This is a genomic window from Pantoea sp. Lij88 (genome assembly GCF_030062155.1).
Lineage (GTDB): Bacteria > Pseudomonadota > Gammaproteobacteria > Enterobacterales > Enterobacteriaceae > Pantoea.
Genome location: NZ_CP118269.1, coordinates 2,587,844 through 2,608,284, shown reverse-complemented (window position 1 = coordinate 2,608,284; position 20,441 = coordinate 2,587,844). Strand labels below are relative to the sequence as shown.

22 protein-coding genes and 2 tRNA genes are annotated in these 20,441 nt (G+C 54.8%); 10 read left to right on the top strand and 14 right to left on the bottom strand.

Annotation, left to right across the window (positions count from 1 at the left end):
• The first annotated feature begins 34 nt into the window (after positions 1–34).
• Entirely contained in the window at positions 35–502 is a 468-nt protein-coding gene (matP, locus tag PU624_RS16060; protein WP_283545778.1) for a macrodomain Ter protein MatP, read from the top strand.
• A gap of 95 nt (positions 503–597) precedes the next feature.
• On the opposite strand, the gene ompA is transcribed toward matP, so the two are convergent.
• Together ompA and sulA are read right to left on the bottom strand one after the other, a co-directional pair.
• Entirely contained in the window at positions 598–1,668 is a 1,071-nt protein-coding gene (gene ompA / locus PU624_RS16055) for a porin OmpA (protein ID WP_090962456.1), read from the bottom strand.
• 350 nt (positions 1,669–2,018) lie between these two features.
• Positions 2,019–2,510 (bottom strand): SOS-induced cell division inhibitor SulA, encoded by a 492-nt coding sequence (sulA, locus tag PU624_RS16050; protein WP_283545777.1) that lies wholly within the window; start codon positions 2,508–2,510, stop codon positions 2,019–2,021.
• Between the two features lie 210 nt (positions 2,511–2,720).
• Between sulA and PU624_RS16045 the strand changes: the two genes are divergently transcribed.
• Positions 2,721–3,350, top strand: a complete 630-nt coding sequence (locus tag PU624_RS16045) for a TfoX/Sxy family DNA transformation protein (protein ID WP_283545776.1) — start codon at positions 2,721–2,723, stop codon at positions 3,348–3,350.
• Here the strand turns inward: PU624_RS16045 and yccS are convergent.
• Together yccS and PU624_RS16035 are read right to left on the bottom strand one after the other, a co-directional pair.
• Positions 3,347–5,506, bottom strand: coding sequence for a YccS family putative transporter (gene yccS / locus PU624_RS16040; protein WP_283548015.1), 2,160 nt, complete (start codon positions 5,504–5,506; stop codon positions 3,347–3,349). The genes PU624_RS16045 and yccS overlap by 4 nt on opposite strands.
• Positions 5,490–5,930, bottom strand: coding sequence for a YccF domain-containing protein (locus PU624_RS16035; RefSeq protein WP_283545775.1), 441 nt, complete (start codon positions 5,928–5,930; stop codon positions 5,490–5,492). The genes yccS and PU624_RS16035 overlap by 17 nt, the downstream gene beginning before the upstream one ends.
• Positions 5,931–6,053: 123 nt before the next feature.
• On the opposite strand from PU624_RS16035, the gene helD reads away from it, so the two are divergent.
• Entirely contained in the window at positions 6,054–8,108 is a 2,055-nt protein-coding gene (helD, locus tag PU624_RS16030; RefSeq protein ID WP_283545774.1) for a DNA helicase IV, read from the top strand.
• A gap of 1 nt (position 8,109) precedes the next feature.
• On the opposite strand, the gene mgsA is transcribed toward helD, so the two are convergent.
• The gene (mgsA, locus tag PU624_RS16025; RefSeq protein ID WP_090962438.1) at positions 8,110–8,568 is read right to left on the bottom strand and encodes a methylglyoxal synthase; all 459 of its coding nucleotides are present in this window, start codon (positions 8,566–8,568) and stop codon (positions 8,110–8,112) included.
• Positions 8,569–8,637: 69 nt separating this feature from the next.
• Positions 8,638–9,279 carry a YccT family protein gene (locus PU624_RS16020; protein WP_283545773.1) on the bottom strand — a complete coding sequence of 214 codons (642 nt, stop codon included), beginning with the start codon at positions 9,277–9,279 and terminating at the stop codon, positions 8,638–8,640.
• Between the two features lie 176 nt (positions 9,280–9,455).
• Here PU624_RS16020 and PU624_RS16015 point away from each other — a divergent pair, with 176 nt between their 5' ends.
• Positions 9,456–9,869 carry a CoA-binding protein gene (locus tag PU624_RS16015; RefSeq protein WP_283545772.1) on the top strand — a complete coding sequence of 138 codons (414 nt, stop codon included), beginning with the start codon at positions 9,456–9,458 and terminating at the stop codon, positions 9,867–9,869.
• 34 nt (positions 9,870–9,903) lie between these two features.
• Here the strand turns inward: PU624_RS16015 and hspQ are convergent, their stop codons facing one another.
• Both hspQ and rlmI read right to left on the bottom strand, forming a co-directional pair.
• Entirely contained in the window at positions 9,904–10,221 is a 318-nt protein-coding gene (gene hspQ, locus PU624_RS16010; RefSeq protein WP_010246651.1) for a heat shock protein HspQ, read from the bottom strand.
• Positions 10,222–10,279: 58 nt separating this feature from the next.
• Positions 10,280–11,470, bottom strand: coding sequence for a 23S rRNA (cytosine(1962)-C(5))-methyltransferase RlmI (gene rlmI / locus PU624_RS16005; protein ID WP_283545771.1), 1,191 nt, complete (start codon positions 11,468–11,470; stop codon positions 10,280–10,282).
• An 85-nt stretch (positions 11,471–11,555) separates the two neighbouring features.
• Here rlmI and yccX point away from each other — a divergent pair, with 85 nt between their 5' ends.
• On the top strand, positions 11,556–11,834 hold the full coding sequence (gene yccX, locus PU624_RS16000; RefSeq protein WP_283545770.1) for an acylphosphatase: 279 nt from the start codon (positions 11,556–11,558) through the stop codon (positions 11,832–11,834).
• Here the strand turns inward: yccX and PU624_RS15995 are convergent, their stop codons facing one another.
• Both PU624_RS15995 and yccA read right to left on the bottom strand, forming a co-directional pair.
• On the bottom strand, positions 11,835–12,161 hold the full coding sequence (locus PU624_RS15995) for a TusE/DsrC/DsvC family sulfur relay protein (protein ID WP_090962426.1): 327 nt from the start codon (positions 12,159–12,161) through the stop codon (positions 11,835–11,837).
• Positions 12,162–12,266: 105 nt separating this feature from the next.
• A complete protein-coding gene (gene yccA / locus PU624_RS15990; protein ID WP_003850014.1) occupies positions 12,267–12,920 on the bottom strand; it encodes an FtsH protease modulator YccA in 654 nt (217 codons plus the stop codon).
• Between the two features lie 235 nt (positions 12,921–13,155).
• Between yccA and PU624_RS15985 the strand changes: the two genes are divergently transcribed.
• From PU624_RS15985 to agp, 3 genes are all read left to right on the top strand, one after another.
• Positions 13,156–13,243: transfer RNA gene (locus tag PU624_RS15985), tRNA-Ser, on the top strand.
• Positions 13,244–13,311: 68 nt separating this feature from the next.
• A tRNA-Ser gene (locus tag PU624_RS15980) sits at positions 13,312–13,399 on the top strand.
• Between the two features lie 272 nt (positions 13,400–13,671).
• Positions 13,672–15,264 carry a bifunctional glucose-1-phosphatase/inositol phosphatase gene (agp, locus tag PU624_RS15975; protein WP_283545769.1) on the top strand — a complete coding sequence of 531 codons (1,593 nt, stop codon included), beginning with the start codon at positions 13,672–13,674 and terminating at the stop codon, positions 15,262–15,264.
• A 65-nt stretch (positions 15,265–15,329) separates the two neighbouring features.
• Here agp and PU624_RS15970 read toward each other — a convergent pair whose 3' ends face one another.
• From PU624_RS15970 to wrbA, 3 genes are read right to left on the bottom strand one after another with little or no spacing between them, the layout of a single operon-like run.
• Complete coding sequence (locus tag PU624_RS15970) at positions 15,330–16,703, bottom strand: NAD-dependent succinate-semialdehyde dehydrogenase (protein WP_283545768.1); 1,374 nt, start codon at positions 16,701–16,703, stop codon at positions 15,330–15,332.
• Positions 16,704–16,757: 54 nt separating this feature from the next.
• Entirely contained in the window at positions 16,758–16,988 is a 231-nt protein-coding gene (locus tag PU624_RS15965) for a YccJ family protein (protein ID WP_003850006.1), read from the bottom strand.
• Positions 16,989–17,008: 20 nt separating this feature from the next.
• The gene (gene wrbA, locus PU624_RS15960) at positions 17,009–17,608 is read right to left on the bottom strand and encodes an NAD(P)H:quinone oxidoreductase (RefSeq protein WP_283545767.1); all 600 of its coding nucleotides are present in this window, start codon (positions 17,606–17,608) and stop codon (positions 17,009–17,011) included.
• Positions 17,609–17,907: 299 nt separating this feature from the next.
• On the opposite strand from wrbA, the gene PU624_RS15955 reads away from it, so the two are divergent.
• Positions 17,908–18,081 (top strand): con-10 family general stress protein, encoded by a 174-nt coding sequence (locus tag PU624_RS15955; protein WP_013357370.1) that lies wholly within the window; start codon positions 17,908–17,910, stop codon positions 18,079–18,081.
• A gap of 96 nt (positions 18,082–18,177) precedes the next feature.
• Complete coding sequence (locus PU624_RS15950; RefSeq protein WP_283545766.1) at positions 18,178–19,092, top strand: DMT family transporter; 915 nt, start codon at positions 18,178–18,180, stop codon at positions 19,090–19,092.
• On the opposite strand, the gene rutG is transcribed toward PU624_RS15950, so the two are convergent.
• Positions 19,093–20,421 carry a pyrimidine utilization transport protein G gene (rutG, locus tag PU624_RS15945; protein ID WP_283545765.1) on the bottom strand — a complete coding sequence of 443 codons (1,329 nt, stop codon included), beginning with the start codon at positions 20,419–20,421 and terminating at the stop codon, positions 19,093–19,095. It abuts the gene before it with no gap.
• Positions 20,422–20,441: the final 20 nt, after the last annotated feature.

Genomic DNA, 20,441 nt, shown 5'->3' with positions numbered 1-20,441 from the left:
TCTTAGTTCGTTACGTGATCACGATGAGATTCCGATGAAATACCAGCAACTCGAAAATCTTGAATGTGGATGGAAGTGGAAATACCTGGTGAAAAAACATCGGGAAGGTGAACTGATCACGCGTCACCTTGAATTAAGTGCGGCGCAGGCGGCAGTCGATAAGCTGCTGGCGATGGAAAATAATCCGGCGACGGTAAATGAATGGATTGCAGAACATATTCATTCCGATCTGGATAACCGTCTGAAGCAGACCATCCGCGCCCGGCGGAAACGCCATTTCAATGCTGAACATCAGCATACCCGCAAAAAATCAATCGACCTGGAATATCTGGTCTGGCAGCGACTGGCTGGTCTGGCACAGCGGCGCGGTTGCACGCTCTCTGAAACGATTGTTCAGCTGATAGAAGATGCAGAACGCAAAGAAAAATATGCCACGCAGATGTCGAGTCTGAAGCAGGATTTGCAGGCCATTCTGGGTAAGTCGGGTTCAGAAAGCGAATAACCGGGTAGAGCAATCAGCGTCTGCGAAATTCAAATCGGTTTTATTACCGGCATAAAAAAACCCCGCCTTAGCGGGGTTTTTTATAACGTATAAACTTAAGCCTGTGGCTGAGTTACAACGTCTTTGATGCCTTTAACATCGATTTCTACGCGACGGTCCGGAGACAGGCAGTCGATCAGGGCATTACGGCCTTTCACGCTGTCACAGGTGTTGCCGGTAACTGGGTTAGATTTACCCATGCCACGTGCAGAGATCTTGTTAGAAGGGATACCTTTAGATACCAGGTAATCTACGACTGACTGAGCACGTTTCTCAGACAGTTTCTGGTTGTACTGCTCTGAACCGATGCGATCGGTGAAGCCCAGTACGACAACGGAACCATCTTTAGGATCCATTGAGCTCAGCTGGCTGTACAGCTGATCCAGAGCCTGCTGGCCTTCTGGCTTCAGGGTAGATTTGTTGAAGGTGAACAGAACGTCAGACTTCAGAGTGAAACGCTTGGTTTCAACAACTGGAGCTGGTGCTGGAGCCGGCGCTGGAGCCGGAGCTGCGACATCATCCTGACCGAAGCGGTAAGAAACGCCTACGCTCAGCATGCCGTTGTCTGGACGCGTACCAACGGTCTGTGCATCACCGATGTTGTTAACCCACTGGTAATCCAGACGGGTAGCCCAGTTTTTGGTCAGCGCATATTCAACACCAACAGCAGCCAGCGGAGAAACGCCGGTGTCGTGGTCGCTGATGCGGCCAGTAGTTGGGTTAGTCTGCGTTGCATCTGCACGCCATACCATGCCGCCCAGACGAGTATACACGTCCAGATCGTCATTGATTGGGTAGCTCAGTTTAGCAGCCAGCTGTACGCCCTGTGCTTTGAATGCGCCGTTAGTCACATTGCCTTTGTTAGGCATGCGGCCCAGCCAGTCATAGCCCATCTCGAAGCCCAGGTATGGGTTTGCCTGATAACCAACGAACGCACCTGCGCCCAGCTGGCTTTCATGAGTTGGACCGTCATTGTTCTCGTAACCGTTACCGTAGTAACCAGTGTCGTGATACTGAGACCAGCCCAGTTTAGCACCGGTGTACCAGGTGTTATCTTTCGGAGCGGCCTGCGCTACGGTAGCGAAGCCAGCCAGTGCCACTGCAATTGCGATAGCTGTCTTTTTCATTTTGCGCCTCGTTATCATCCAAATAGGCAATGAGCAAAAAGGTTGCTCTTGGTTTAAATCCTTCGCCGGGTCAAAACGCTCGCTTATGACTCTACCGCAAAAAACGGAGGTTATTGAGCACCCTGGCGAGCTAAAGTCTACAACGAGATTGGAAACTTACAAGTATGATGTGAGGCACTTCTGTAAAGAAACAGCGATTTATACATAATTTCTAACAATTAGAGTGGTCGTATTGTCGCGGTAAAAAGGCCGAAAAACCCGCTAAACCATTGTCACAGCTCGAACTAACAGAATCAGTGGTTTAGCGGCGACAGATTAGAAAAATAGCCTGGGAAACTTCTTATTTTTACTTAATGAAACAAATCCGACTGAATTTTTATGGAACTTTGCGGTCTGAGAGGCGCTTCCGATGTTCCGCTTGCCCGTAAAATTAAGCCAAGCGCTTCACCCTCAGCTGCCGCATTTTCGAGTTGACGTCGCTCATCTTCATCCAAATCGTACGGAATCCATGCGAGAACAACACTGTAATTTCCTGTACGCAACGCTTTAACCATCGCTTCAACGGCATTCAGACGTTCAGAATCCGCTATATGCATACTTTTATCCAGTGGTAATCCCGATTCCTGCAGCCAGGTGCGATTCAGTTTATACGCCGGTGTTAACCACAGCTGCCAGCGGGACTGCTGACTCAGTTGCTGCAATAACGGCAACAGCATCATCTGCATCATACCGGGCTGCTCGCTGTAACGTAACTCAGTAATTCCACCACCCTGCGAGGCCGGAACGGAAGAGGACGCATAATGATGAGCATAGCGTGCATTATTAGGATGTTGTGTTCGCATAAGTTAATCACCAGCAGTGGACTGTATGAATATACAGTACTGTCATCCTGGATAAAGATCAACCCAAATTTCTGAAAACGCCTCGCAAAAACGCGACAAGATTAGTTGAAGCACTATTTATTCATTGAACCCGCTGACGCTTTTTTCTATCTTCTAATTACCTGATACCCAAGGTAATTTACGAGAAATTTCTTACATGGAGGTGGTGCAATGAAAAAGGTGAATCCGGTCGTAGAGCGCTCCAGAGCCCAGCTGGCCCCGCTGGGAACCATAGAGTCCCGCACCCAGTTTGGGGGATATGCGCTGGCTGTTGAAAGTGTGGTTTTTGCCTTGATAAATAAAGATGAACTCTACCTGCGCGCCAGTGAACCTTTGCGGGAATACATTACCGATCGGCCGCTGCAACCCCTGATCTTTCGCAAGAGGGGCAAACTGGTAAGCCTTAATTATTTTCGGGTCGATGAAACATTATGGCGTGATCCTGACCATCTGCTGGCGCTCTCAGCCGCTTCTTTAGAAACGGCGCAGCTGGAGTTACAGGACAGACAATCCTCTCCGCGACTGAAAGATCTGCCGAATCTCAGCGTACGCATGGAGATGATGCTGTACGAGGCGGGTATTATGACCGTCAATCATCTCTATCAGATGGGGGCCAAACAGTGCTGGCTGAAGCTGAAAGCGATCAACCAGCACGTGGGGTTTCAGACTCTGCTGGCGCTGCAGGGGGCGATCACGGGCCACCATGCCGCCGCGCTGCCGCTGGCCATCCGGGTGGAGCTGAACGCGTGGTTTCAGCGCACACTTTTATCAAATCCCGACCTGCGAAGCGGCGAAGGCTAATCAGTGATTAGCGTGCGACGCAGGCGAGCCACATCAGGCATTAAGGCCACCAGCAGACCGAGTTGCTGGAGCACCAGCGGCGCACGCGTATCCGCATCTGCAGCCAGCTGGCTGATTCGCTGAGCCAGCTGCTGGCGCATCGTCTCAACATGCTCATCGCTGACCACATCCGTCTGGAGCACATCCTCAACGTAGCAAACCGTATCATCCAGCAAGGCCAGCAGTTCCGGCGCGGTAATTTTATCGCGGTGGGCACCCAGCGCAGAAATGTAACTCAGGAAAGAGTGATTGGAGCAAAGCAGCTGAAAAGCCGATTCACGTAGTTTCTGGCTGGTGCGGCTTTCACTGCTCATATTTGAAACCACCGACGCCAGCTCCGCATCCGCATTGTGCGCATCACGGCGGGCAATACGGTAGGCGAGACGGTTATCCTTGCCCTGATGATATTGCTCCATGATTGCATCCAGATAGCGACAGTTCGCTTTCAGTGTGCGTTCTGCCACCGCCGGTAACTGACGAAAGCGCCAGTCAGGCCAGATAAATGCGACAGCCAGCCAGGCCAGACCACAGCCGAGTAAGGTATCCACCACCCGTGGCAGGGCGACCTCAAAGCCTTCCCCTAACAGGTTAAAGCAGAGCAGGACCAGCAGGGTGATAAACAGCGTGGCTTGCGCATACTGTACCTGCCTGAAAGCAAAGAACAGCACACCGGTAATCACAATCAGGATTAACTGACCTTCAATCGAAGGCACCAGCCATAAAACTGGCAGACCAATCGCAATCCCTGCCAGCGTGCCGCCAATTCGTAAGGCCAGCCGTCGCTGCGTGGCACTGTAGTTAGGCTGACAGACAAACAGGCTGGTCAGCAGAATCCAGTATCCACGCTGTAGTCCGGTGATCTGGATGAAACCATAGCCAATACAGAGCACCACTGACATGCGAACCGCATGCCGGAACAGCGCCGAAGAGGGGGAGAGATGACGGCTGAAGCGCAACCGGATATCACTCCAGCCACTCAATCCTTCGCGCGACAACAGATTGTCACTGTGCTGAGGATCTTCACCGGCCAGTGTCTGTTCAGATTCAATGGAGGCGAGCTGAGCATCAATAGCGCGCAGGTTGCGCAGTAGCCAGAACAGCGCACGGGTATGCGTCGCCTCAGGCTCATGCTGTTCCAGACGTTCTATCGCTTTCTGTAATCGTTCAAACGCGCGCTCAAAGCGGCTGTCATGCACCCATCTTTCACGCATCAGAATGCAATGCGCCAGCTGGCGACAGGCCTGCGCCTGCATATTCAGCAGGCGCTGAAAGCGAAACAGAATTTCGTTATAGCGCCAGTCTCCGCGCAGCAGATGATATTGCAGATGGGAAGAGCTGGCCCGTTCGTGAATATCCTGCGCCACAAAGTAGTAGTGCAGACTGCGACGGGTGCCGCGTGAGCCGCGATCGCCGCGCAGGCGACTCTGCAAAGTGGTCTTGGTCAGGTTGAGCTGCGCCACCAACTGGCTGTTAACCATCGCGGCATCAATAAACGCGGCGTCATCCTGCTCGCCCGCATCCGGGTCGAAGAGGTTGGCTTTGGCATCCAGGTAACGCGCCAGCTGTGAAAAACTGCCCGCCAGCTGTTCCTGAACCGGCCGGACCGGGAACATCAGATGGCCCAGCAGCGTCAGCAGGTTGTACCACAGGGCACCGATCAGCAGCAGCATCGGCTGCATATACCACTGGCTGAAGAGGCCGATACCGAGCATGGTATAGACCGCAATCAGCAGCGCACCAAAGGCGATGGTGGCGTAGCGCTGGCCGAGGGCACCCAGCAGAATAAAACCCCAGGTGGAGATGGCCAGCCCGATAATAAAGGCAAAGGGATAAGGAAACAGTAACTCGACTGAAACCGAGGCGATGCAGAAGCAGAGCAGGGTAATCAGCAGATTTTTCAGGCGACCGGCCAGGCGATCATCAAGATCGGCCAGCGCAGCCGCGACAACCCCCAGTGTTAAAGGGATTGTCCACTCAATCTGATGCAGCCACCAGGGAATGGCGGCGCAGCCACTCAGCGCAAACAGGATCCGCAGCAGATAGCGCCACGTACTGTTAAACAGATATTTTCGCCAGCCTGGCACTGCATCCGACATCATATTAATAGCGGCGGGCATTGGCTTCGCGCGCAGCACGCGCCTCTTCCACGGATACCACCCGGCGTCCAACCGGCCAGAGCGCAATCGCGGCGATTTTAAAGTTCGCAATCCCTACCGGAATACCGATGATGCTGATGCATTGCACAATGCCCACAGAGATGTGCGAAAGGCAGAGCCACCAGCCGAAGAAAATCAGCCAGAAGATGTTCAGAAAGGTGCCGCCGGTATTCAGAATATGACTCTTACTTTCAGGACGAAGCACATCAACATGCACCGCCTCGTTGCCAAACGGCAGCAGCGAAAGTTTGGTGATTTCCCAGCAGGAGCGGGTCAGCGGCAGGGTAAAAACCAGCACGACGCTGATCAACGTGGCAAACAGCCAGCTCAGGGTGGTAAAAAAGCCGCCCAGAACAAAATTCAGAATATTTAAAACGGTGCGCATGATCTTCTTTTCCTTTTGCATTCCGCAAGATGTGACGCCAAGTTTAGCCTGTTTTAAGGCTGGAGCGCCAAGGGTCTGACAGGTAAACTCCCCTTAATCCTGTTATCTGACGTTGGTGTCGGCGTGGAACTGAAAGCAACCTCGATGGGCAAACGGCTTGCCCAGCATCCTTATAATCGTGTCCGCCTGATGGCGGCGGGCGTCGAAGTCAGTGGCGATAAGCACGAGTATCTGATTCCCTTTAACCAGTTACTGGATATCGCCTGCAAGCGCGGGCTGGTTTGGGGCGAGCTGGAATTTTTGCTGGCCGATGAAAAAGTGGTCAGGCTGCACGGCACGGAATGGCAGGAGACGCAGCGTTTTCACCACTATCTGATGCAGGCCTGGCAGAACTGGAGTCTGGAGATGAGCGTGGTGTGCCGTGAGGTACTCCAGTCGCTACGTGATGACATCGAGGCCTTTGGCGCGCAGGATCGCTGGCTTAACCGCCATGAGTTGCAGGCGCTGAAAACTAAAATTCTCAGACAGTTTGATGCGTTACCGATGCCGCTCACCCGCTTAAAAGATTTTCCGGACTGCCGCGAAAACGGGTCGTTCTGTCAGCGCTGGCTGGATCAGGGCGACGCGGCCCTGCGCCAGCGAAACCGCGACTGGACGGCCGCTATGCTGACCCGCTATCAGGCGTTCTTCGCCAGCGTTGAGAGCACGCCGCTTAATCAGTCGCAGTGTGAGGCGGTGGTCAATGGCGAAGATTCTCTGCTGGTGCTGGCCGGTGCAGGCAGCGGTAAAACCTCTGTGCTGGTGGCCCGTGCAGGCTGGCTGATGCAGCGCAAACTGGCCAGCGCGGATCAAATCCTGCTGCTGGCATTTGGTCGCCAGGCTGCCGAAGAGATGAACGAGCGTATCCAGTCACGTCTCTCCGCCGGTGATATCCAGGCGCGTACCTTCCATTCTCTGGCGCTGCATATTATCCGCGAAGGCAGTAACAAACAGCCGGTTATCAGCAAGCTGGAGAGCGATGCCGAGGCGCGTCGCACATTACTGATCCAGGAATGGCGACAGCAGTGCCATGAGAAGAAGGCGATGGCAAACGGCTGGCGTCAGTGGCTGCGGGACGAACTGGAGTGGGAGTTACCGGAGGGGCCATTCTGGGAGGACGACAGGCTGGCAAACCGGCTGGCGTCACGACTGGAGCGCTGGCTCGGTCTGATGCGTATGCATGGCGGCGCGCAGGCGGCCATGATCGCGGATGTGCCGGAAGAGGTCCGGGATCTCTTCAGTAAACGCATCAAACTGATGGCACCGTTACTGAAAGCGTGGAAGAGCGCGTTAAAAGAGGAGGGGGCGGTCGACTTTTCGGGTCTGATTCACCAGGCGATTGCCATTCTTGAAAAAGGACGGTTCATCAGCCCGTGGAAACACATCCTTGTCGATGAGTTCCAGGATATCTCGCCGCAGCGTGCCGCGTTGCTCAGTGCATTGCGCCAGCAGAATAAGCGTACCGCGCTGTTTGCTGTCGGTGATGACTGGCAGGCTATCTATCGCTTCAGCGGTGCCGAGATGACGCTGACCACCGCATTTCATCACTATTTTGGCGAGGGCGACCGCTGCGTGCTGGACACCACCTATCGCTTCAACGATCGCATTGGCGATATTGCAAACCGGTTTATCCAGCAGAATCCGCAGCAGCTGGCAAAACCGCTGAACAGCGTCACTAAAGGCAACAAAAAGTCGATTTCACTGCTGGCGGAGGATCAGCTGGAAGCGCTGCTGAACAAACTCAGCGGTTATGCGAAACCTGAGGAGCGAATTCTGCTGCTGGCGCGCTATCACTATCTGCGGCCGGACTTACTGGATAAAGCCAGAACCCGCTGGCCGAAGCTCAATCTGGAATTTATGACAATTCATGCCAGCAAAGGTCAGCAGGCGGATTACGTCATTCTGCTGGGATTACAGCAGGGCAAAGAGGGCTTCCCGGCAGAAGTTCGTGAATCAATTATTGAACAGGGTCTGTTACCGCAACCCGAAGCGTTCCCGGATGCGGAAGAGCGCCGTCTGGCCTATGTGGCGCTGACGCGCGCGCGCCAGCAGGTCTTTCTGATGTTCGATAAGGCAGCGCCGTCACCGTTTGTCGATCACTTCCGCCAACTGGGCGTGCCGGTGCTGCGTAAAGCCTGAGTTATTTCAGGCGATCGGCCAGATAACGCTGATAGTCGGGAATCATTATCTCCACGCTTTGCGCAAACAGGGGCGACTGAATAATAAAGTCCGCTGTGGAGCGGTTCGTGGCGACCGGAATGTTCCAGACGGTCGCCAGACGCAGCAGCGCTTTCACATCCGGATCGTGCGGCACGGCATTGAGTGGATCCCAGAAAAAAATCAGCGCATCAATTTTCCCTTCCGAAATCAGCGCACCCACCTGCTGATCGCCGCCCATCGGGCCGCTCAGCATGGCTGTCACATTCAGGCCGGTATCGCGATTAATCAGATTTCCGGTGGTCCCGGTTGCATAGAGGATGTGCGATTCCAGCGCGGGCTGGTTTTGTTTCACCCAGTCAAGCAGGGCGGCTTTGCAGTGGTCATGGGCGACCAGCGCGATATGTTTTATGGTGCCAAGGGTACGAACAGTCTGTTCCATAAAGGCGTCCTGATAAGGCTCATGCGCAAGAAGAGAAAGCACGAGTTTACCTCTGGCCATTCGACGCTATCAACTCGTTCGTAGCATTTTAACCAGGGTCAGAATTTGCTGGCGCGTGGCTTCATCGAAGCGGTGAAACCAGCGATGCAGCGAGGGCAGTTCGGCCTGCGTCGTCCAGTCCAGATCGGCGGTTAGCTCTACGGAAGAGGGGGGTGCAGAAGCGGAATTTGCAAACCGGGGCACAGAGGCGATCTGGCGGGTGCGGTTATAATTCAGCATCGCTTTTTCCATATCTGCATTTGTCGTGACCGGCAGATGGTCGCGCACGCTGGCAATCTCCGCGCCTTTTTCATCCACCAGCTGAAAATTCAGGCTGCGGTCAAAATGATAACGCTCGCGTTTTGTCTCCAGCGCCGGTAACCGGATGGTGATGGTTTTAGCGACTGCGGTAAACGTGACGATCATGGGCAGCGACTGATAAGAGATAACGTTCTCTTTCTGACCCTCGCGCTGCTGCTCTACCCGAAACAGAAACTGATGCTGACCACGATCCAGCTCTAAGCTGTCTGCTCCTTTAAGGAGAGAGCCTGAAATTTTTCGACCATCCAGCACCAGCAGATCGATCTGTGGATCGAGCTTTAATGTGATGGCAGAACAGGACGCCGAAACGAGGAGTGTTAATAACCCCGTTACAGCCAGCGACAGCTTCATTTCTACTCCGGTAACCGATGACACAAAGGGTGATGTGTAGCAAATTCTTACATTATGGCAGTTAATTTACATTTAAACATATTTATTCGTGCGCAGGTTCAATTAATTGCGCTCCGGACTTACCCGCAGACGGGCGTGCCCATCTACACTAAACACTGGCCTGAAAGGAGATAAACATGAACGACCAGACAATTCGTGACGTGCTGACGCGCACCCGTCGTATCGCCTTAGTTGGGGCAAGTGATCGCCCTGACCGTCCCAGTTACGGTGTGATGAAATATCTGCTCGATCAGGGCTATGAAGTGATCCCGGTCAGCCCGAAACTGGCCGGTAAAACCCTGCTGGGGCAGCAGGGCTATGCCAGCCTGGCGGATGTACCCGGCGAGATTGATATGGTGGATGTCTTCCGCAATTCAGAAGCGGCATGGGGCGTGGCGCAGGAAGCGATCGCCGTGGGGGCAAAAACATTATGGCTGCAGTTGGGTGTGATTAACGAACAGGCGGCAGTGCTGGCTCAGGATGCGGGCATGACGGTGATTATGGATCGCTGCCCGAAGATTGAAATTCCGCGTCTGGGGATAACGCGTTAAAAATTAGCGTGGCGGCAGAGCGTGCCGCCACAGATTAATGTCGCAGATGAGGCGCCTGTAGCTGCTGACGGACTGACGCCGCCAGCTCATCCATTGAAGGCTGTTCAGGATGTTCAATGCTGGTCTCACCGGAAAGCTGAATCTCCGCGACGTAGGTATGCACCTGATCGCCTTCCTCATCTTCCATCACCACATGATACCAGGGCGCGGTGCGCATCTTCTCTTCCGCGCCAACATCTTCAATTTTAGGCTCATCTAACGAGTATTCAGGATCGACATCGACGATAACGCCCAGTACGCCGGACAAACGATGACGAACCTGCTGACCAATACCAAATTTACTGGCAATCATAGTGACCTCCGAAAAAAAGCTCTCTTACCAATATGGGGGCAGGAGCCGTTTTTTCAAGTCACATCACGCGGCAGGCGAAACCTTTCAGGTAGAGACCTTCCGGATAGCTTGCGATGACCGGATGATCGGCGGCCTGACGGAACTGCTCAATAAACTGCACTTCGCGGCCCGCATCCAGCGCAGCATCGGCGATGATCTTCTGGAACAGATCGGTGGCCATCAGACCGGAGCAGGAGTAAGTCATTAAGACGCCGCCCGGATTCAGTAACTGAATGGCGAGCATATTGATGTCTTTATAGCCGCGACAGGCGCCCATCAACTGGCTTTTGTTTTCGACGAACTTCGGCGGATCCATAATGATCAGATCAAATTTCTCACCACTGTCACGATAACGGCGCAGCAGTTTGAAAACATCATCACGCTCAAAGCGCGCACGGGAGAGGTCCAGTTCATTCAGTTCAACGTTCTGACGGGCAACGTCCAGCGCTTCCTGTGAGGTATCAACGCTGATCACTTCTTTACAGCCGCCCATCAGGGCAGAAACCGCAAATCCGCCGGTATAAGAGAAGCAGTTGAGTACGCGGGCATCCTGCGCGTAACGGCGCGTGGCGAGGCGACTGTCACGCTGATCAAGGTAATAACCGGTTTTATGGCCGCCCTGGATATCAACCAGCAGCTTCATGCCATGTTCAGTAATCGGCAGCAGCGGCGGTGGCAGTTCACCGGTGACGGTGCCCTGCGTCAGCTCCAGACCCTCTTTCTTACGTACGGCGACGTCAGAACGGTCATAGATGGCGCAGCCAGGGAAACACTGCTGCAGGGCAGTAATGATCGCTGCACGCTGATATTCCGCGCCAGCCGAGAGCAGCTGCATCACTAAAAAGTTGCCAAAACGGTCGATGGTGACGCCCGGTAAATTATCAGATTCACCGGCGATCAGGCGATAACTGTCCAGACCATCGCGGGCTGCCAGCCATTTACGCCACTGCTGTGCCTGTTCAAAACGGCGGACAAAGAAGGCGATATCGATGGATTCATCGGCCTGCCAGCTCCAGACGCGGGCGCGAATCTGCGACTCGGGTGAATAAGCGGCGCGAGCCAGCCATTTACCATTACTGTCACAAACGTCAATGGTTTCACCCAGTTGCGCTTTACCTTCCAGACGCGCAACGGCACCTGAAAAGACCCATGGATGGCGACGGAGCAGGGACTTTTCACGTCCCTTTGCGAGAATCAATCTGACTGTCATAGTTTGCTATGCTTACCTGAAAAAATGAGGCGCCATTGTCCGGTGGATAACGGGAAATTGCAACGAACAGCAGCAGGAGAGAATAATGTCAGCAGCCTGTTTTAAAGCATGGGTTCATGGCCGCGTCCAGGGCGTCGGGTTTCGTTACAGTACTCAGGCAGAAGCCAGGACGCTGGGCGTAATGGGGTACGCGAAAAATCTGGAGGACGGCAGCGTCGAGGTACTGGCCTGGGGCGAGGCGGAGCAGGTCGATGCGCTGATCGCCTGGCTTAAAGCGGGCGGGCCCCGCAGCGCGCGTGTTGATAAGGTGCTGGTGGAGCCCTGCCAGCCCGCAGAGCCGCCCCGTGATTTTAAAACCGCCTAATCACAGACATTTCGCCGGTTTGGGCAGGCCGGCGATTTTTGTCGCCTGTTTGGCTGGCCCTTCAGGGAACAAGCGGAACAGGTAACGGCTGTTCCCTTTCTCTTCGCCATATTTCTGCGCCATCGCCTTTACCAGCATCCGCACGGCCGGTGAGGTGTTAAATTCCAGATAAAACGCGCGCACAAAGTGGACCACTTCCCAGTGCGCCTCGGTCATGGTGAGGCCTTCCAGACCGGCAATGTGTGCCGCCAGCGCTTCACTCCAGTCGTCGGTACTTTTCAGATAGCCTTCGGCATCGACGGCAATTTCGTTACCGTTAAAATTCACGTGATGTCCTCTCTGTAAATGACGGCGCAGTTTAGCAAACCTGGCGGGCAGTAAAAGCAAAAACCCCGCCGAAGCGGGGTTTTACAGGCTGACTGTCACTCCAAGTTAGTTGCTGCGGGCAAAACCCAGCAGACTCAACAGGCTGACAAAGATGTTGTACAACGAAACATAGAGGCTGACCGTCGCGCGGATATAGTTGGTTTCGCCACCATGAATGATGTTGCTGGTTTCCCATAAAATGGCACCGGCAGAAAACAGAATAAACAGGGCGCTGATAGCCAGATGCAATGCCGGCAGCTGCAGGAAGATATTTGCGACCACCGCGACCAGCAGTACCACAAAGCCTGCCATCATCATGCCGCCCAGGAAGGACATATCACGACGGGTAGTCAGCACGTAGGCTGAACAGCAGAAGAACACCAGCGCCGTACCGCCCAGCGCCAGCGCGATCACGTCGCCCATGCCTGCGGTTAAGAAGGAGCTCAGGATAGGACCCAGGCAATATCCCAGGAAACCGGTAAACGCAAAGGCGGCCAGAATCCCCATCGGACTGTTAGCCAGACGGTAGGTTAAAAACATCAGGCCATAAAAGCCGACCAGCATCAGGATTAAGCCAGGCGCAGGTAAGGCCAGCAGGGTGCTGGCGGTCGCCGTGACGGCCGAGAAGGCCAGGGTCAGCCCCAGCAGAAAATAGGTATTACGCAGAACTCTGTGTGTTGACAGCAGCGAGGACTGCGATGAGGTGACAATTCTTTCCATGTTGCGCTCCTTTAAGCAGAACACTAATCAGCAGATCGTAAAATATGTGCCGAGAATACGCAGGCCATTAATGAGGGAAAAGGCGTTTTACCCTTCTTTACGCGCTAATCTGCTAATTGTTTGAGCAGAGTGGCGATTTTGACATCAAAAAATCACAATCTGGCTGTTTTTCAGGCGAATAAACAGATAGATGCTTTACATCCCTAAACGGGGTGTTTATAGTGCGCGTCATTGCGGAGGGGTGGCCGAGCGGCTTAAGGCAGCGGTCTTGAAAACCGCCGATGGGAAACCATCCGAGAGTTCGAATCTCTCCTCCTCCGCCACTTTATCTGCCACAGGCAATAAAGCGGTAAAAATCAACGATTTTTCCGACGCAGTACTGTTTCAAAACGGAGGGGTGGCCGAGCGGCTTAAGGCAGCGGTCTTGAAAACCGCCGATGGGAAACCATCCGAGAGTTCGAATCTCTCCTCCTCCGCCACATTTTACAGGCCAGCACTCAGTGCTGGCCTGTTTCGTTTCTGCCATTCCTGTTTCTTCCTCCAGTCCGAAAAAACGGTCGCCACTGCCGATGACGCGCGGCTGCGCATTCATCTGTCCATTGCATCTCTGCTATAGTCCACTCACTGTTTTTGCAAACATCTGGCGCTTTTCTGAGGCGAGCTGAGTTACACTGTTAAATACATCGCTCTGAGGCGAGCTAATCGGTTGATAGCCAGAGTGTTTCTTTACTGAATAAATGGAATAGGCACAATGATCAAGAAACTGAGTCTTTGCGCATTGTCAGTGCTCGCTGCATTGCCGGTCGGAACGGTAGCATTTGCTGCTGAGGGTGATATGCAGCTGCAACAGGTGCTGATGTTGAGTCGTCACAATCTGCGTGCGCCGCTGGCCGATAATGGCAGTGTGCTGGAGCAGTCGACCAAAAAAAGCTGGCCGCAGTGGGATGTTCCCGGCGGACAGCTGACCACGAAAGGGGGGGTGCTGGAAGTCTACATGGGTAACTACACCCGTCAGTGGCTGGCACAGCAGGGCCTGGTGAAGAACGGCAGCTGTCCTGACAGCAATAACGTCTTTGTTTACGCTAACAGCCTGCAGCGCACCGTTGCCACCGCCCAGTTCTTTGTCAATGGTGCCTTCCCTGGCTGTGACGTGACGGTCACTCATCAGGATGAAATGGGCTCCATGGATCCTATCTTCAATCCGGTCATCACCGACGGCAGCGATGCATTCAATAAGAAAGCCCTGGCCGCGATGACTGCTGCGAATGAAAAACTGTCGCTGAAGCCTGCCTTCCAGCGCCTGGAAAAGATTGTCGATTACAAAGCATCGCCTGCCTGCAACAACAAAAAGCAGTGTGATCTCAGCAGCGGCCAGAACACCTTCAGCGCTGAAAACGGTAAAGAGCCGACTGTCAGTGGCCCGCTGAAAGTGGGTAACTCTCTGATGGACGCCTTCACGCTGCAATATTACGAAGGTTTCCCGCTGGATCAGGTTGCGTGGGGCCAGATCAAGACGCCTGAACAGTGGAAAGAGCTGTCAGCGATCAAAAATGGTTATCAGGACGCGCTGTTTACCAGCCCGGACGTTTCCCGTGAAGTGGCTGCACCGCTGGTGGATTACATCCGCAGTCAGTTAGTGGATCAGGACAAAGCCAACGCGCCGAAAATCACGCTGATGGTCGGCCATGACTCGAACATCGCCTCACTGCTGAGCGCCCTGCAGGTCAAGCCTTACGAACTGCCTGATACCTACGAAAAAACGCCGATTGGCGGTCAGGTTGTTTTCGAACGCTGGCATGATGCGAAAAATGATAAAGACCTGCTTAAAGTTGAGTATGTCTATCAGACCGCCGATCAGCTGCGTAATGCAGACGTGCTGAGCCTGAAGAACCCACCGAAGCGCGTCACGCTGCAGCTGGCGGGTTGTGAGACTGATGCCAATGGCTATTGCAGCTGGGATCAGTTCTCTCAGGCGCTGAATGCTGCGCTGCAGGGCACGCCAATGCAGCCAGCGGCAGCACCGGAACCGGCAGCCCAGACTGACGATGACAGTGCTAAAGCTGCAGCGACCCATGATGCGGCTACTGACAAAGCTGAAGCGGATAAAGCGACCGCGGCCAAAGCGAAAGCTGACGCCGATAAAGCCGCCGCTGATAAAGAAAAAGCCGATAAAGCCGCTGCTGAGAAGGCAAAAGCGGACAAAGCGGCTGCTGAGAAAGCGAAAGCAGACAAAGCCGCATCGGCCAGTGACGCGAAAGCCTCAACTGACCAGGCTAACGCTGCGAATACACCTGCAGCGGCGCACAACGACGAATCGAAGTCACCGGCTGTGGCAACACAGTAATCGCGCTGTTTCGCCGATAATAAAAAACCCCGTCGAGACGGGGTTTTTTTATGGCTGCACGACGATTAACCCGCCACGACAACCAGTTTCTGGTTAGCAAACTCTTTGATACCCAGATCGGAAAGTTCACGACCATAGCCTGAACGTTTCACACCGCCAAAAGGCAGCTCCGCTGAGGTATCACTCTGCGAGTTGATAAACACCATGCCGGTTTCAATGGCAGACGCCAGTTTACGACCACGTGCCGTGTCACGCGTCCAGACCGAGCCGCCCAGACCGTAGTGCGAGTCGTTTGCCAGCGCCACCGCCGCGTTATCATCACCCACGACATAAACCTGCGCCACCGGACCAAAGAACTCCTGATAATAAGCGGGATTATCCGGGGTTATGCCAGTGAGGATGGTTGGCTGATAGAAGCAACCTGCACCTTCAACAGCTTTACCGCCCGTCACCAGTTTTGCGCCATTAGCGACGGCTTCATCGACCTGTTTCACCAGACGGTCACGCGCGTCAGCGGAAGAGAGCGGGCCAAGCGTGGTCTTCTCATCCAGCGGATCGCCCAGCGTGGCGGAACTCAGCGCGGCGCTGAACTGGCTGATAAAGCGATCGGCAATCTTCTCATGCAGGATAAACCGTTTCGCAGCAGTACAGACCTGACCACAGTTACTGAGGCGCGCCTGCACGCCCTGACGAACGGCTTCGTCGAGATCGGCATCATCCAGCACGACAAACACGTCATTGCCGCCCAGCTCCAGCGTCGATTTCTTCAGATGTTTACCGGCCTGCTCAGCCACGGCGCTGCCTGCGCGCTCGGAACCGGTCAGGGCGACACCCTGAACACGATCATCAGCAATCAGATCGGCGACCTGATCGGTGGAGATGAACAGGTTAGTCCAGGCGCCTTCAGGCGCACCCGCTTCACGAACCAGCTTTTCAAACACATCGGCACAGTGCGGTACAATGTTGGCGTGTTTTGCCAGCACCGGGTTACCCAGCGCCAGGTTAGGCGCCAGCACGCGCATCAGCTGATAGTAAGGGAAGTTCCACGGTTCGACGGCCACTAACACGCCAATCGGGTGATACTCGACCCAGGCTTCGCCCAGATCGCTCGGATAGGATTGCGGCTGCAGAATACGTTCTGCATTCTCTGCATAGTAGCGGGCAATCTGCGAACAGATTTTCACTTCGCCACGGCTCTGACCAATCAGTTTACCCATCTCTTTACTGGCGATGGTGGCCAGTTCTTCCGCGCGGCTATCAATCAGATCAGCCAGTTTTTTCAGCACCTGCAGACGTGGCTGGATCTCACCTTTGCTCCATGAGGAGTGGAAAAGGCGATCGGCCACGTCCAGGGCATGGCTGACGGCGGCTTCATCGTGTGACGGCCAGCTTTTCAGCAACTGGTTGTTCGCGGGATTAATGCTTTGATAGGAAGACATAGCGTACTCCTTGGTGAGCTAAAAAATTGAGGGCGGGAAAGTCCCGCCCCTGAATCAGACGTTCTTACGTTCTACGGGCTTGTCATCCCAGGTCAGGAGATCTTTATCGGTTTTTTCGAAGGCGCGAATCAGCACGTCATCGCTGCCTTGCTGACGCCAGATCTCTTCTGCCAGTCTCTCATCGTAATTCGCCACTTCGAAAATGGCCTCGGCAATTTCAGGGGAGGTATGACGCAGACTTGCCCATTCGCCAACGTGATGTGCTTTCGATTGTTCAGTAGACATACTTTTCTCCTTTAGTTAAATCAGTCCTGCAGTTTAACGGTCAGTCCGGCAACATGTTCACCCTGGAAACGGGCGATGTTGAGTTCCGCTTCTGTAGGCTGACGCGAACCGTCGCCGCCCGCCAGCGTGGTCGCACCATAAGGCGTGCCACCGCGAACCTGTGAGATATCGAACAACTCTTTGGTTCCGTAGCCGATAGGGACAATCACCATGCCGTGATGCGCCAGGGTGGTCCAGACTGACGTAATGGTCTGTTCCTGACCGCCGCCGGTGCCGGTTGAGGTAAAGACGCTGGCAACCTTGCCAAACAGTGCGCCCGACGCCCAGAGACCGCCAGTGCGATCCCAGAATGTCCGCATCTGCCCGGCCATGTTGCCAAAGCGGGTCGGGGTGCCGACGATAATCGCGTCATACTGCGGCAGCACCTCAGGCGTGGCTTCAGCGGCCTGCTGATCGGTTTTGCCGCCCACCTGTGCAAAGCGATCGGACTCCATCGTTTCTGGTACCCGCAGGATATCCACTTCCGCGCCGGGAACCCGACGAGCGCCTTCTGCAACCGCGTTCGCCATTGTTTCAATATGTCCGTACATCGAGTAGTAGAGCACCAGAATTTTGGCCATAAATCTCTCCAGGTGGTTTTGACGTCCAGAAAAAGTATAGAAGAGCTTTCATTTTACGCAGGCGATGCCGGGTCTGCAGGGCAAGAGCCGGTCAATAAATCTGCAGCTAATCGGTTGTATGTTGGCAGAATGTTCGTTCTTTAATCAAATTGCTGGTGATAACTCTGTTGCAAAATGTGACTGCCAGACGAGTTAAAGCAGAATCTGGCTATTATTTAAGCATGGGATGGATTCGCCTTCGGGCCGTCAGCCCTCTGCTTTTTATTCTTATTTATCGCACTACGCGACAGGAGCAAATCATGACGACACATCGTGGCGGTTCAGGAAATTTTGCTGAAAACCGTGAACGTGCCGCAGAGGCGGGACGGAAAGGGGGGAAAAACAGCGGCGGTAATTTCAAAAATGATCCACAGCGTGCCGCACGTGCCGGTGAGAAGGGCGGACGCAGCAGCCCTAAAAAAGCGGACGCATAACCCCGCACTGCCGCCGGCTGAGACCGGCGGTGAACATCATTGCTTTTCCACCTCGCTCTCCCCACAATATCGTCCGAACCCATCATCAGGTGAATTATGTCGGACACATTCCGCGGTTTAACCCTGCGCCTGACGCGGCAGGAGCTGGTATTACTTTTTATCACTATGATCTGGGGCGGCACCTTTCTGGTGGTGCATCGCGCGATGCAGCACGCCGGCCCGTTCTTCTTTGTCGGACTGCGTTTCGCCACCGCTGCACTGCTGCTGGCGCTCTTCTTCCGCCGTTATCTGGCCGGTATAACCTGGCTGGAGGTCAAAGCGGGCGCGCTGATTGGCCTGTCGATCGCCGGAGGCTATGGCCTTCAGACCTGGGGCATGCAGACCATCTCCAGCAGTCAGTCTGCCTTTCTCACCGCGCTCTATGTTCCGGTCGTACCGTTGCTGCAGTGGCTGTTTTTACGCCGTCCGCCGGGATTAATGTCGTGGCTGGGGATTCTGCTGGCGTTTACCGGCTTGTTGCTGGTGGCCGGGCCGCAGGATGGTCGCATCAGCCTGAATGCGGGTGAAATAGCGACGCTGCTCAGCACGCTGGCGATTGCCGCTGAGATCATCTTAATCAGCCGCTACGCCGGTCAGGTCGATGTGCGTCGCGTGACGTTGATTCAGCTGGCGGTGGCGTCGCTGTGTGCCTTTGCCTTGATGATCCCCAATGGTGAGACGGTGCCCGCGATCTCAACGCCGCTGCTGCTCAGCGCGCTGGGACTGGGTGCGGCCAGTGCCCTGATTCAGGTCACCATGAACTGGGCACAACGCAGCGTTTCGCCAACCCGTGCCACGGTGATTTATGCCGGGGAACCGGTCTGGGCGGGTGTGGTGGGGCGTATTGCGGGTGAGCGACTGCCGGGGCTGGCGTTGCTGGGTGGGGCGCTGATTGTCTGCGGTGTGATCGTCAGTGAGCTGCGGCTGAAACGAAAAAAAGCGGTGCAGCCTGCTGCTACACCGCTGGAGTAGTTAACCCTGCTGCCGCGCCAGCGGCTTATCCTGCTGCGCCGCGCTGCGTCGGCGCAGAATGGCATTGAGGATAATCGCGCCGAAGGTGGCGGTACCGATCCCGCCCAGCGTGAAGGAGCCGATTTTCAGTGCGAAATCCCCTGCGCCGAGAACCAGCGTGGTGGCGACCATTATCAGGTTACTGTTCTGACCTAAATCGACATGGTTCTGCACCCAGATGCGTGCGCCCGCCACCGCAATCAGCCCGAACACCACAATGGATGCGCCACCAATGACCGGAGCCGGAATGGTGTGGATCAGCGCACCAAACTTCGGAGAGAAGCCGGCGAGGATAGCGATGATGGCCGCGGCAACAAATGCCAGCGTAGAGTAGACCTTGGTTACGGCCATTACACCGATATTCTCGGCATAGGTCGTCACGCCACTGCCGCCAATCGAGCCGGAGAGGATGGTTGCCAGACCATCGCCGACAAAAGCCCGTCCCATGTACGCATCGAGGTTCCGGCCAGTCATGCCTGCCACTGCTTTCAGATGTCCGAGGTTTTCAGCCACCAGAATGATCGCCACCGGCGCGATCAGCACCATCGCCTGCAGATCAAAAGTCGGTGCGGTGGTGTGCGGCAGGCCAAACCAGGCTGCCTGTGACAGCATCGTAAAATCGACCGGTTTGCCCAATCCCAGACCGTTGGTCAGAATCGCATAGATCACCCAGGCCAGAATCAGGCCGACCAGAATCAGCAGACGCTGAATCATCCCGTGGGTAAACACCGCCACCAGACCGATACAGAGCACGGTCATCACCGCGACCCAGCTGTCGAATGAAGAGGCGGAGACGCTGTGAACCGCGATCGGAGCCAGATTCAGCCCAATTGCCATTACCACCGCGCCAGTCACCACGGGCGGCATCAGATTTTCGATCCAGCGCGTGCCGGACTTCATCACCACCAGCCCAATCAGCGTATAAAGCACGCCACAGGCGATGACGCCGCCCAGCGCCACGCTGAGGTTTGGGTTCAGTCCCTGACCGCTGAAACCGGTTACCGCAATCACTACGCCAACAAAAGCGGCACTCGACCCGAGATAGCTGGGCACCCGACCACCGGTAATAAAGAAGAACAGCAGCGTGCCCATACCCGAGACCAGAATCGCCAGATTGGGATCCAGCCCCATCAGCAGCGGCATCAGCACCGTTGCACCAAACATCGCCACCGCATGCTGTAAACCCAGCACCAGCGTCTGCCCCAGGGGGAGTGTCTCATCCGGGGCGATAATACCGTTTTCAGTTAGTGCCGACTTCTTTTGCCATTGCGGAAACCAGGATCGTGCCATCGTCTACTCCAGAGCGTTAT